Here is a 13407-nt window from a genome sequence, read left to right as displayed (position 1 = left end):
CGGTGCCACAACGTCTGGTTTCTCTCGTTCTCATATCTGGGGATATTTAGTATACACTGTGGAATTTGATTCTGTAGTATTGGTTTCTGTGATATAGTGATCGGTCTTCGTTGCTATACTACGAGGTAGCACGAACTGCATTTACCAATTTTGGAACCTTCTCAAAGCTGTCGACGGCGGAGCACTCCCAGTGCGTAAATCGTAACTCGTCCGTTGTTACCCAACTACCGATCGTTACTTTATTTGTTGGAGTATCTTCCCGAGGTCCTCCCGGAGTGGCTGGAACGTGCTTACCAATACGACATATAAGATAACACCGAGCAGGACGATGGAGACCAGTCGGGGGAGCGAGTTGATCACGATTATCGTTTTGAGTGCTGCGATGATGATAGCCATCCCGGTAGAGGCAACGACCATCCAGCCGATTTTTTTCACTGGATACGTGAACAAGAGTACCCGACGAAGGAAGCCGCCAAGCAACAACATACCGACTATTGTCGCCACTGTCGTCGCAACGGCGGCACCAACGATACCAAACTTCCAGACGAGAACAACATTGAGGACGACGTTGAGGGTCGTTCCAACGATTGTTGCGATGGCGTTGTATTGCGGATAGTCCATCGCAGCGACGACTCTGGCAAGTGTGTTCTTGATCGCCTCTACTGACTTCTGCCCCATCAGTATAATCAACACGAGCCAAGCAACAGTGAACTCCGGGCCGAAGATTAGTCTCAGAATCTCACGACCGAGTAATAACACGCCAAAGAAGGCCGGAATCGAGACAGATACGACACTGACGAGTACCCGCGAGAGGGTTTCTCTGATCTGCTCAGTATCACTGTTCCTGCTCCAAGCGCTAATGTGCGGGAATATCGTCGTCCCGATGGCCGCGGGAAAGATGAGGACGATCCCGACGACGCGCCAAGCGACCTCGTATGCCCCGACCAGACTCGATGTCAGGAAGATACCGATAATCGTCACATCCGTCCAACTGTATAGCTGTGGGGCGACCTTGTTCGCGACGACCTGGTATTTAGCGTAGTTAATTATCGACCAGAACTGCTCACGGGAGGGTTGCCCGAGGCTCGTCTCACACTTGTACAGCGCGAGCAGCGCTCGGAGCGTCACAGCGACCAGCAGTCCGTATATCAACCCGTAGAACCCGAATCCGAGGAGGACGAGGACGGCACCGACGACGGCCCACACGACCTGTCTGACCGCCATCAACGAGGCTGTCTCTCCGACGCGGAGTTCCGCTCGAAGCATCACCTCCGGGAGGCTCCCCAGTTGCTGGACGATTGTCGCGACGATCAGGAGGGTCGTCACCTCACCCCCGATATACGCATCGAGTGGTCCGCTGAACCATACTATCACGGCTATCAGCGGGACGAGCAACGCGCTCTTCAGGAGGAGGGCCGTCCCATAGACGCGGTCGGCTGGCTCCCCGGAACTGGCCCGCTGTTCAGCCGCCTGTCCGATCGCCGGGTCCGCGAACAGTGAGAGCAATCCTAGCGACGCTTGGAAGAGTACAAAGATACCGAACTCGCCGGCTCCGAGTTCCCGGGCGAAGAAGACGAACGCGGCGAACCCGAGGATACGGTTCAGAATCTTGGCGGCGGTTATTTTCCCGATGGACGTGACGATGCTCATTTCGGATCTATCTTGGTCGGTCCAGCGTCGCATCGAACGGCGCTTGTGCTCCCGTCGGCTTCGAACAATCCTCCGCGGAGAGACCTCCGCCACTCACAGGAATAATTCATCTGTGATGAAATTCTTATGATAGAGAGAACATAGACGAGAGTCACGATGTGGTCACCCTCCTCCTCGTTAGAGAGATTGTCTCAGAGGTAAGGTCCATCGATATATCGGGGAGATACATCCTTTTATCCCAGACGTATCGAGGGTTGTGCACTGATACAGAGGTACGTCGAACTCATATTCCGCCTCTAGGATACCAACCAATTATCACTACCGGATCATCATCGAACCCGACAAAAACAGTTGTGGAACGCTTCTCGTGTCCCGAACAGGTGCGTTTATAACGTCTCGGTCTCCCAGTTGGGACTACCAATGGCGGAGCCGCCGGATATCATCCTCCTCAGCGTCGACGCCCTCCGCGCGGACCACGTCTCCGGACTGGGGTACGACAGGGAGACGACGCCTGCCCTCGACGCGTTCGCCGACGCGGCCGTCCGCTACACCGACGCGTACGCGCCCAGTTCGCACACCCGCGAGGCAGCGCCGCCGCTGTTGACCGGTCGCTGGCCGGAGGCGTTCGTCGGGAACAACTTCCAGCAGGTCCCCGATACGCTCCCGTCACGACTCGCCGATAGCGGTTACCAGACGGGGGCGTTCCACTCGAATCCGTATCTCTCTCGTGCCTACGGCTACGACGACGGGTTCGACGCGTTCGACGACGACCTCTATCTCGCCCGCAACCGCTTTCTCGCGCTGGCACAGAAGGCCCTCGACAAGTACGTCTTCAACAGGGGCGAGTACTACGCTCGGGCCGAGAAGATACACCAGCGAGCCCTGTCGTGGCTCGACGGTATCGACGACGGGCCCGTCTTCCTGTGGAACCACTACATGGACGTCCACGGTCCGTACCACGCGCCCGAGACCCACTACGCCGACCGGTCCCTTTCGGCCGGCGAGGCCGAGACGCTCTATCGGAAGGCGTGGGAGCGGCCCGAGGACATCACCGACGAGGAACAGCAGCTACTGATCGACTCCTACGACGACGAGATACGGTGTCTCGACGCCGAGATCGGCGCGTTCCTCGATGCGCTCGACGACCGGGGCCGCCTCGACGACGCCCTCGTCGTCATCACGGCGGACCACGGCGAGGTGTTCGGCGAGTACGGCCAGTACACCCATCCCCGCCAACTCCGAACGGAACTGCTCCACGTTCCGCTCGTCCTCTCGCCACCGGGCGGTGCCGAGGCGACCGTGACAGCTCCTGTGAGTACTATCGACGTCGCGCCGACGGCGTCGGCGCTTGCGGGCGTCGATGCCGACCTTCCGGGCGCGGTCATCGCGGATACGGATGGTTCTCTCTCCCTCTCCGAGGACCGGCACGTCTTCGCCAGCGTCGCGCCGGAGGACGACGAGACGCGCCGCCGCTTCGCGGTGACCGACGGGGAGACACTGCTCCGGCAGGAACGCGACCTCGACACGAACGACATCCTCGAGGAGACTGTGTCGGGCACTGACGAGTCGCCGTCGGCCCTCCGGGACTCCCTCGCCGCGTTCGCCCACGATCGCCTCGCCGAACTCGGTCGCATCGACCCGGCGGCACAACCGGAGACGACCGACGAGATAGAGTCACGGCTCGAAGCACTGGGGTACAAATGACCGGGGACGTGACAGCCGACGACGACACTGGGGACGATGCAGACTACGGGCTGACGGGGCGAGCAGCGGGAGTCCTCCGCCGGTTCGCCCCACACGTTATGGCCGTCGTCGGGGCGTCGTCGGTCGCTCTCGTGGCTTCGCTCGGTTTCTACGCCTTCCTCGGGCCGGTCGTGGGCGCGTTCGCCGGATCGATACTCGCGCTCGCGCTCGGCCGTGTCGAGTTCGACGTTCCGACCCGCCCACTCGACTGGCGGATTCCGGTCGTCGTCACGAGCCTGTACGTCGTGGTCGTGCTCGCGCTGTACCGTAACGGGCTGTACACCCGTCCGATCGGCCACTATCTCGTCCTCGGCGGTGTGGCGGCGTTCGTCGCCTACCAGATATGGGTCGGCCAGCCCAAACGGCACGTCCTGCCGCAGATTCTCGTCGTGGCCTTCCTGACATACTGGAGTACACAGTTCGTCTACCCCGCCGGCGTCGTCACGCCGGACGGTGGCTTCGTCATAACCGCCGGCGAGATTGCCCGCACAGGCTTCGTTCCGAACGACGTACTCTACCGCCGGACGCCCGGACATATGATATACGTCGCCGAGGGGATGTTGACGACGGGGCTCTCACAGCGACTCGCTTACCAGTTGCTGTCCGTCCTCGCGCTATTAGTCAGCGTGGCGATGATCGCAGTGCTCGACCGGGTCGTCCCGGCGGTCGACCGACGGATGGCACTGTTCGGCGCCCTGGTGTTCGCACTGATGGGCTTTACCCTCCGCCGCGGGATGTTCCCGTTCAAGACGAACTTCTTCCGGCCGTTCCTGTTGTTCGTCGTCATCGTGTTCTTCCACTTCGTCTACCGATCCGACCAGTACCTCCGGTACGTCGTCCCCGTCGGCGTCTGTATGCTCGCGCTGTTGACCGGGCATATGTACAGCGCGGGGGCCGCACTCATCTTGCTGGCTCCGCTGTGGGTGTACGAACAGGCGACGCGGCTGTTCAGGTACCTCGACTACCCCGAACCGCCGACTCGGAGCACGACGACGTCGGTCGTCGCCGTCGTGGTCGTCGGACTGGTCGCGTTCTCGTTGTTCGCCGACCTGAGCTTCCTCAGTCGGGCCACGAACCTCGTCGCGTCACTCACAGACACGCTCCTTCCCGGTGGGGGCGGCGCTGGTGGCGGCGGTGGTTCGAGCGGTACCTCCGGCGGGCGCTACTCCAGTCTCTCGCTGTCGGTCCTCCTGTTTTCGACTGCCGGGCAGGCGATACTGTTCACGCTGGGCGTCGCGGGTATCGGCCTCGGGATCCGCCGCCGTGAGTGGTCGCTCGACGTCATCGTCGCGTGGATCGGTGGCGGCCTGCTGTTGATCGCTCTCAGCGTCTTCGTCAACGCGAACGACATCCCGCCACAGCGAATCTACTTGTTGCTCGGTTTCTTCGGACTCAACCTTCTGGCGACGATCGGACTGTTCACGCTCGCCGACCGGTTCCCCGCCGGGTACCGCGGTGCAGTCGTCGGTTCGGTCGTGTTCGTGTTCGTGGTTTTCGCTCTCGCTTCGCCCGTCGGTAGCGTCGCGCTCTCACCAGTCGGTGACGAGGTCCCGGACAAGTGGCGCTACTACACCGGCCACGACAGCGCACAGCAGTCGTGGGCGGACGACCACGCCGGCGAGGCGCTCATTGAGACTCGGAGAGCCAAGACGACCCTCCCGCTAGAGCGTACTAGCAACAACGAGGCGACCATCGTTCTCTCGAACCTCTCCGCGGACGCTAGATACGAGATTCCGCGACAAGCCCGGACCGACGGCGTCCGTTACGGGCCGAGGGGATCCCGTCTCGGAAGCAACACTTACCTGTTCTTACGACTCCCCGACGGTATCGAACGGGAGTCGAAGATATACACGAACGGCCCGGACACCGTGTACCTCCACGAGAACCGGACTCGGTCCGGGCGGTAACACTACGGCCGTTCGGTGTCGCTGACTGTCCCGCCGGTCCGGACGGCGGACCCGGGGACGGTGACCGTCCGGTTGCCGATCCGGTACTCGCCCGGATACGGGACGACGGCTCTGTAGGTCCCGTTGCGATCGGTCTCGACGGTCTGTTCGTACTGGTATCCGCTTCCGCTGACGGTCACGTTGGCCCGGACATCGACCGTCGAGTTCACTGGACCAGTCCCTTCTATCCGCGCTCCCGGGAGTAGCCTGTACACCGCGATGTGGTCGTCCGGGCGGGCATAGACGAGTCGGAAGTGGCTCGCAGAGAGCGCCGCTGGCCGCGCGATTGGGGCGGCTAGCTGGTCGAATACCGACCCCGCGGAGGCGTTCCTGTCGGTCCGTTCGAGGACGACGTACCCGGTTTCGAGGCGTCCGTACCACCGCGTCGTGTTCGTCCCCTCAGCGAATCGCCCGAACGTCGCTTGGGCAAAGTTGTCCGGCCCGTCGACGGATCCGGCGAGGTAGTTGTACATCCGGACCCGGTCCCAGTCGGTCGCGATGGTGTCGTTCGGGTGTTCGAGGCCTTGTTCGCTGGCGTTCTCAGCGATCCACGCGCCGGTCTCGTAGGCCGCGTCGTCGACAGCCACCTGTTGCATCTTCACGGGAACCTGGACGAAACTGAGGCTCCCGACCAGAAGGAACAGGATCACGACGAGTCCGATCTGTCGACGGTCCGGGAGACTGACCGCGATGTCCCGCTTGCCATCGAGTATCCCGACCGGACGTGCGAGGTCGACCCAGTTCGCCAGATGGACGAATCCGACGCCGGCGAATATGGCGACGAACGGCGAGAGCGCGACGGCGAAGCGCTGCTGGACGACCGACGCGAGGAGGAAGTACCACGCGAACGCGGCCGGAACGAGCCACGCCGGCGCGCTTTGCCGGTACGCCCGGAGGGACACGATGACGAGATACGGTACGGCGAGGAACAACAGCAGCCCGAACAGGAATATCGGGCCGCCGATCGACCCCACGTCGCCGCCGATCAGCGACCCCGTCTCGGCGATGTTCCGCTCGCCGGTCGTCGCCATATACGCGAGGAAGTCCTCGACCGGTCCCGAGAGGAGAGAGGCGACCACGGCAACGCTGGCGATGCCGACGACCCCTTCGACGACCGCGGTCGCTCGCACCCCGTACCCGAGTCGGTCGACGACCGACGCCACGCCCACGACTGCGGCGGCACCGCCGAACAGCAGCCCCGGTATCGCCGCCCGGTACGCCGGGAGCCACCCGAAAGCGAGGTGCGGCAGCAGTCCGAGGACCGCCCCGAGGCCGAGGCCCGCGAGCAACGGCCCGTTGGCCCTCAGCGGTGCCCGGCCAGCACGGATGTCGTCCAGCACGACAGCGACGACGGTGAGCCCGACCGGTAGGAGATAGAGCGCTCCACCGCGCCAGGACAGCATCTGAGCGGCCACCGCCACGCCGAGGGTCACGACGGCGGCACCGGTCGTCCGCCGCCAAGCCTCCTCCCTTCGCTGGTAAGCGAGGACGACGAGCGCGAGGACGACGGCGGTCAGCCACAGCAGGTCGAGCGCGTCGTGGTCACCGAAGCCGAGCGCCGTCCGAAACGCGTGGACCGGCGTAATCCCGAGCATAACGGCCGAGGCCAGTGCGATACGGCGGTCGTCGGTCAGCGAACGAACAACCAGATAGAGGAGGCCGGTGCCTGCGACACCGGCAATGACCGGGTACCAAGCGAGGACCGTGGCGACGCTCGTGCCGGTCAGCGCGACGACCCACCAGATACCGACGACGAACAGGACGTCCCCGTCGGCGCTGCGGGACGGGAGGTTCGAGAGGTCGAGTAGCCCGACGTCGCTCGCGACGATCCGTGAGACCTGTCGCCAGTACGCGTAGGCGTCGTTGCCGGCGAGGACGATTTCCCCGTTTCGCAACACCGACCCCTGAATGACCCCGATCCGGATCAGGGCGACGAACACGAGGACGCCCGCGACTGCGGCGACCGACCGCGACAGCATCCGCTCACGGGCAGCGTGCACAACCCCTGACGTGTTGTCGGCCGTCTCGTCGTCTTCCCCGGCGCTCGTCTCGTCACCTTCGAGGCCGCGTCGGACGGCCTCGCGGTCGGTTATCCGGTAGCCGTCGTCGACTTCCGCCGCGATACCACGCGAGACGATCTCCCCGAACGTCCCGGAGTCCATCGGGATGTCCTCGAAGGTCCACGTCCCGTCGGCGTCGATATCGAGGAGCGTCTCGAGGTCCGCAGCCACGTCCGGCCTGTCGGCTACCAAGGACGCTGTCGCCTCGGCCACGTCGGTCATAGATGCCCCTGCGACCAACAACAGTATAAACTCCGGCCATACTCGTTCGCTTTCGCCACGGCGGAACCGAGCACGTAGTGCCGATCAGCGACGCACCAGTCGCTCCGGAACCCTGATCGTGAGTGTACTCAGACGGTCCGACTGGCCGAACGTGCGGTGTGCCCCGTAGCCTGCGTAGAGGACGACGACGAGTGCCACCGGTAGTATGTACCGTGCCCCCAGAAACCCGGTGGCGAGGAGACCGAAGTACGGTCCGGTCGCCAGTAGCGGCTGCAGTCGACGGTCGTGCCGTGGCTCTGCTAGCAACACGACGGCGAAACACATGCCGCCCGTCACAAGCAGTGTGACTCCATACAGATGCGTCACTCCGAACACCTGCTCGGCAGCATATCCGGCTGCTGCCACACTGGAGAACAGTCCGAGTGAGAGAACCGACGACCGGACCGACGGGAGGAGTTCGTACATCCCGACCACAAAGAACAGAAGTATGAACGGGTTGACGAGGTTGCTCTCCCAGTATGGGACACCAAGATGGAGGAAGTGGCCGACGTAAAAGACGGTGTTCTGGGCGACGTGTCTTATCGGTGCAGCGAGGAATCCGGACGTGGTGACGTACGAAGGGACGACGACGCTGGAAAGCGGTCCCGTTATCGATACGACGGTCCCGAGAAATAGCCTCGGTATCGCGAGCAGCAGTCCAACCAGGACAAACGGACTACTGATGGCGAGGTAGTACGCTCGTGACGAACGGAGCACGAGTAGCGCCATCAGCGGGAGGAGTACCAACAGCACGTACTCCGCCCGCATAACACTGAGGACACCCGTTAGCCCGGTTGCCAAGAGGTACCGTTCGGCTACGAACCCATACATCGACAAAGAGAAAACGAACAGCGCGATAGGCTCGCTGTAGGCCCAAGACGAGTGATAGACGTGGATCGGGAGCGTCGCTCCGAACACACCAGCGGCGATGCCGGCCCTTCGCGACTCGAAGAGGGTTGCCGCCGTTACACCGAGTACAGGAACTGTACCGATAGCCGCACTGAACGAGGCGATATTGACACCGGAATCACCGAACGCGACGACGAACACTCCCATAACAGTGTTGACGCCGATATACCGGAGCGGAACGCCCGACAGCGGGAGTGATAGGCGACTCGCTGCGTGTATCACCTCGTACGTGTTCGTCAAGAAATGAAGCGAGTCGTCGTGGATCGGCGTCAGTGTGACATACGGGAGTCTGAGCAGGATCGCACCGACAACGACGCCACCCCAAATCACCCGCCGCCGTATCGCGTACACCCCTCCAACGACGAGAGCAGACACGCCGAGTAGTGAGACGACGACACCCACTGTCGACGGGTCTATCTCCGTCCCGACGAACAGGGGAGCCAACGCTGTGCCGGCGAGGACTCCGCCGCAGACGAGTGTCCAGTCAGCACGCAACACGTCCCCAAGATTGAGGCGCGCGCTCATAAATCACGGTTCTTTTCCGGTGTCGTACGTCTCACTGCCGTCAGACACCGGCACGCCGACTGGACAGAGGCGTCGCATCCGTCGCTGTCGGCCACCGTAGCAAAACGACTATCTGCCGACCGAATCTTGTATCCGAAAGCCAATGCCGCTGCTCGACGAACAGGGTCGTCTATTCGGCCTGATAAACATAGTCGACGCGATAGTCGTGATCGCCGTCATCGGTGTCGTCGTTGTAGCTGGACTCGTCCTCGTCCCTGCCGGGGAGACAGACACACAACCGGGCGAAACACGCTACGCGACTGTCGTGTTCAACGACCAACCCGAAGCGATAGCCTCGCAGATAACTGTCGGTGATACCCTCTCGGCCGTCGGGGGTGGCGGCGAAACCACGATATCGGATACATATTTTTCGCCTTCCCGCGGCGACAATACCTCTCGCCTGTACGTCCGGATCAGATACGATAGCAACAACCCACCGCAACAACAAAACCGCCAGTTCAGAGCGGGCCGGGTGATGTATTTCGGCACCGACGAGTACGGTGGCAGGGGCAAAATATTGGCTATCGATCGGCCCTCGGACACGCTTCCAACCAGTCGAACGAACGTCACGATCGAGGCCACGGTTCCCGCGTCGGTGTCGTCGTCCCTCGACCGTGGCGACACATTCACGTTCAACGACACGACACTCACCGAGGTCACGTCCGTCTCTGCAGTGCCGGTAGCAAACGGTACCCGGAGCCGGTTGCGTGTCGATCTGACACTGCAGACCATTCGGCTCGGATACACACGATACTTCGCCGGAAACCGGGTCCAAACCGGCTCGCACCTCCCACTCGTGACCGACTCCCACTGGATTCCCGGGACAGTGGTTCACACTGCGGAGTACCGTCAGCGATGATTGAACCGAGGAGGGAGTGATACTGATGCAAGACCCCCGTCAGTCGTCTAGGGCCGTCGAGCTCCTCCGTTCGAAACGCCAGCAGCTACGGACGGGATTCGACCAGTCGGTATGTCTCTCGGTTCTCCGGAGTGTCCGGCAGGCAGTCGGGGGCGGTCGCTCGCCGGGACGGTTCGTGACCGCTTGGCGGCAATCGGCACTCGGCCGTGGTGTGTCCCACTCCGTTGTTCTCGACTGGCTTCGGGCGCCCGTACAGACGGTGTCTGTCACCGCCGACCCTCGTTCGTCCCGACTTCTCGGACCACTCGTCGGGCGATTCTCTCAGTCTACACGTCGTTCCTCGTGGCGTGCCTCGGAGACCCGACTGCTGTTCGACAATGTCGAAAACAGCGTTCGAGAGTCGCCGCTGCGCGCTATCGGTCTCGTTCTCGGGTCGGCTGTCGTCGCAAACTCCGCGTTGCTCGCCGCTGTCGGGATGTTCTCGAACGTCATCGCCCGGCTCTGCCTCCTCGCTATCGCCCTCGTGCTGGTTCGCGTCGGTTCGTGAGCGGAACGGTTATCCTCCCCGACGGTCGGAATTACATCTGTGTCTCGATCTACACTACTGCGTGTCCTCTCGCTGTCGGTACTACTCGGTGCCCTCTTCGGACTCGTCGTCTGGTACGGGACTCTCCAACCAGCCCCGGGCCTCGGCGCGTATCCGGACAACTCCGAGTTCGTCGCGGACACCGAACCGTACGTCGGTGAGCAGGTCACTCTGACCGGGACGGTGGTCGCTACCGACCCGCTGACAGTCGCCGTTTCCGACGGCCAGCACACCCGCGAACTGGTCGTCACTGGTGTCTCTGTGACGGTCGAATCCGGCGAGACACTTCGGGCGTTCGGGACACTCACGGACCGGTCGACCCTGCGTGCCGAGAGCGGATTCGGCGTTCCCCCGAGTGGCCACTACTATGCGTGGACGATATCGTTCCTCGCGGGGCTGTGGGTCCTCGCCCGACTGGTCCGGCACAGCCGAATCGACAGGGGGACGCTCGCGCTCGCCATCCGGGAGGACGACGATGCCTGATCTCCTCGCACACGCGCTGATGGCCTACAGCCTCTGTACGCTGCTGGCGTTGCGGTACGAGTGGCTCACGGCCCGGTACGTCACCGTCGGGATGGCCGGCGCGTTCGTCCCCGACCTGACGAAGATAGCACTCGTGGTTCCTGCGGCACAGGTCCGGAGCCTACTGGGGATTCCCTTCGACTGGGGCGGGCTCCACACCGGCGGGGCCGCCGCCGTCGCCGTGTTGGTCGGGACGATGGTCGTCCGGCCGGGCCAGCGACGGCGCGTGACGGCGCTGCTCGGGGTCGGTGCTCTCTCACACCTGCTCGCGGACGCGCTGCTTCTGACGCCGAGCGGTCGTTCCTACGCCGTCCTGTGGCCGCTGACACAGTACCGGCCGCCGACGCCGGGATTGTATCTCAGCACCAGTCCCGTTCCGACGGTACTGACAGCTGTCCTCGCGGCCGCCGTCTGGTACGCCGTCCGTTATCGCCCGCGACAGGCGAGCGCCGCCTGACTACCACGGGTTTCGGCCCAGCGCGAAGACGGCCGCGAGCGCCGCCAGCGAGACGCCGAGCAACACGACGGCGACCGGAAACGCGCGGTCGAGCCCCTGCGTCGAGAAGGCGACCCATATCTCGACCGGGAGCGTCCGGGGGTAGTACGACAGGGTCAGCGTCGCGCCGAACTCCCCGAGGGCGCGGGCGAACGCCAGCACCACGCCGGCGAGGATGCCGGGCCACGCAAGCGGGAGCGTCACGCGCCGGAGCGTTCCCGTCCGGTCGGCCCCCAGCGTCCGCGCGGCGGCCTCTAACTGTCGGTCGACGTCGCCGATGGCCGAACGGGCGGTGACGACGACGAACGGCGAAGCGACGAACGTCTGGGCGAGGACGACGCCCGCGAGCGACCCGGTCAGTGGGACGCCGAGGGAGGCGGCGATACGTCCGAGCGGTGTCGACGGGCCGACGACGGTCAACAGCACCATTCCGGCGACGATTGGCGGGAGGACGAGGGGGAGGACGACGATGGCGAGGACCGGGACTCGCAGGCGCGACTCCGTTCGGGCCAGCCAGTAGGCAAGCGGCAGGCCGAAGGCGGTCGCTATCGCCGTCGCGACCAGCGCACCGAACAGCGAGGTGGCCGCCGCCTCGAAGACGCGGGGCGACCCCAACTCGGCGGCGACAGCGCCGGGTGGCCGGGCGAGGACCAGCGAGAGGATCGGCACCAGATAGTACAGCGCCAGTGCGCCGCCGAGGACGGCCGCGACCGTCCGCCAGCGGCGGTCACGCGAGGCCGTCGGGGACATTGCCACTGTACCGCGGGAACGACTCGGGCGTCTCGAAGCCGTATTCGCCGAGGTACGCGCCCCCGACGTGGCGTTCGAACACTGCGCGGACTGCCGGGTCCTGCCGGCGCACCGTCGACCCGTAGACGATCGGCGCGCCTTCGAGGACGCGTCCGTCGGGCATCTCGTAGGTCACGCTCGCGTACCGGTCGGCCATCCCGGGGTCGCTCAGGTCTATCTCCGGCGGGAGCGTGTGGTAGTCCAGCCCGCGGGCCTCGGCGAGGCTCCGGTAGACGACCGCCGCGTCGACGTTGCCGGTCTCGAACTGGCTCAGAAGCTGTGTCTCGGGGTAGCGCTGGTCGTCGCTCGGCAGGCGCTCCCGGAGCGGTCCCGCGTCGTCGTAGAACTCGGCAGCGAGTTCGAACAGGAACAGCGTCCGGTAGCCAAGCGGGTCGAGTCTCGGGTCGGTCCGGCCGAGGCTGACGTCCTCGTCCGCCAGCGCCCGGTACCAGCCGTCCGGGCCCGCCTCGGCGACCCGCCGGCCGCCGGGCGTCTCGGTGGTGTAGGCGACGACCAGACTGGAGGTAGCGAACGCGGCGTTCCACGCCGGGGAAAGCGGTCCCGAGAACAGCGCCCGGTCGGCGACACTGACGATATCCGGGTCGCGCTGGCCTTCGGCGACCAGTCGCGCGAGGTGGGCCGAGCCGTGGGCCTCGACGGTGACCGGTCGGTCCAGCGACGCCCGCAGGCCGTTTTCGACGGCGTCGGCGAGACTCCCGGCGACCAACAGCGACACCCGCTCGCCGCCGTCGCCCCTCGTAGACACGTACCCCGCGACGCCGCCGACGCCGAGCGTGCCCGCCCCCGCGAGGACGGCCCGCCGCGACCGTTGTTCCGTCATAGACACAACGACGTTGTGTCGGCCCTGACATAACCGTTATCCCGAACCCGGTGGTACTGTAACTGTGACCAGTAACGCCGACAGCGCGGGGACGCCGGCCTTCGAGGCACGACTGTACGCCGACGGTGTGGCCTTCGAGCAACGGGACGCGGCGCTGCTGGATGCCATCGCCGAGACGGGG

General features: G+C 64.2%; 10 protein-coding genes. 5 read left to right on the top strand and 5 right to left on the bottom strand.

The features are described 5' to 3' along the window. Positions 1-234: 234 nt before the first annotated feature. Complete coding sequence (locus GJ629_RS02080) at positions 235-1650, bottom strand: oligosaccharide flippase family protein (RefSeq protein ID WP_197428390.1); 1416 nt, start codon at positions 1648-1650, stop codon at positions 235-237. A gap of 420 nt (positions 1651-2070) precedes the next feature. On the opposite strand from GJ629_RS02080, the gene GJ629_RS02075 reads away from it, so the two are divergent. Both GJ629_RS02075 and GJ629_RS02070 read left to right on the top strand, forming a co-directional pair. Next, positions 2071-3354, top strand: a complete 1284-nt coding sequence (locus tag GJ629_RS02075) for a sulfatase (RefSeq protein ID WP_157511529.1) — start codon at positions 2071-2073, stop codon at positions 3352-3354. Continuing rightward, entirely contained in the window at positions 3351-5300 is a 1950-nt protein-coding gene (locus GJ629_RS02070) for a hypothetical protein (RefSeq protein ID WP_157511528.1), read from the top strand. Before GJ629_RS02075 ends, GJ629_RS02070 begins: the two co-directional genes overlap by 4 nt. Before the next feature lie 2 nt (positions 5301-5302). On the opposite strand, the gene GJ629_RS02065 is transcribed toward GJ629_RS02070, so the two are convergent. Further along, entirely contained in the window at positions 5303-7621 is a 2319-nt protein-coding gene (locus tag GJ629_RS02065; protein WP_157511527.1) for an STT3 domain-containing protein, read from the bottom strand. Positions 7622-7705: 84 nt separating this feature from the next. Beyond that, positions 7706-9094, bottom strand: a complete 1389-nt coding sequence (locus tag GJ629_RS02060; protein WP_157511526.1) for a hypothetical protein — start codon at positions 9092-9094, stop codon at positions 7706-7708. Between the two features lie 142 nt (positions 9095-9236). Here GJ629_RS02060 and GJ629_RS02055 point away from each other — a divergent pair, with 142 nt between their 5' ends. The 3 genes from GJ629_RS02055 (at position 9237) to GJ629_RS02045 (ending at position 11557) form a co-directional block, all read left to right on the top strand. Then, positions 9237-9992: a DUF4330 family protein gene (locus tag GJ629_RS02055; protein WP_157511525.1), complete on the top strand. Its 756-nt coding sequence runs from the start codon at positions 9237-9239 to the stop codon at positions 9990-9992. A 586-nt stretch (positions 9993-10578) separates the two neighbouring features. Next, positions 10579-11061, top strand: coding sequence for a hypothetical protein (locus GJ629_RS02050; protein WP_157511524.1), 483 nt, complete (start codon positions 10579-10581; stop codon positions 11059-11061). After that, positions 11054-11557, top strand: a complete 504-nt coding sequence (locus tag GJ629_RS02045; protein ID WP_157511523.1) for a metal-dependent hydrolase — start codon at positions 11054-11056, stop codon at positions 11555-11557. The genes GJ629_RS02050 and GJ629_RS02045 overlap by 8 nt, the downstream gene beginning before the upstream one ends. Here the strand turns inward: GJ629_RS02045 and GJ629_RS02040 are convergent, their stop codons facing one another. Together GJ629_RS02040 and GJ629_RS02035 are read right to left on the bottom strand one after the other, a co-directional pair. Further along, positions 11558-12346, bottom strand: a complete 789-nt coding sequence (locus GJ629_RS02040; protein ID WP_157511522.1) for an ABC transporter permease — start codon at positions 12344-12346, stop codon at positions 11558-11560. Beyond that, positions 12324-13226 (bottom strand): extracellular solute-binding protein, encoded by a 903-nt coding sequence (locus tag GJ629_RS02035; protein WP_157511521.1) that lies wholly within the window; start codon positions 13224-13226, stop codon positions 12324-12326. Before GJ629_RS02035 ends, GJ629_RS02040 begins: the two co-directional genes overlap by 23 nt. Positions 13227-13407 lie beyond the last annotated feature (181 nt).

It is taken from the genome of Halapricum sp. CBA1109 (genome assembly GCF_009741825.1).
Taxonomy (GTDB): Archaea; Halobacteriota; Halobacteria; order Halobacteriales; family Haloarculaceae; genus Halapricum.
Note: the sequence above shows the minus strand (reverse complement) of the source record. Positions and strands in the feature narration are given on the sequence as shown.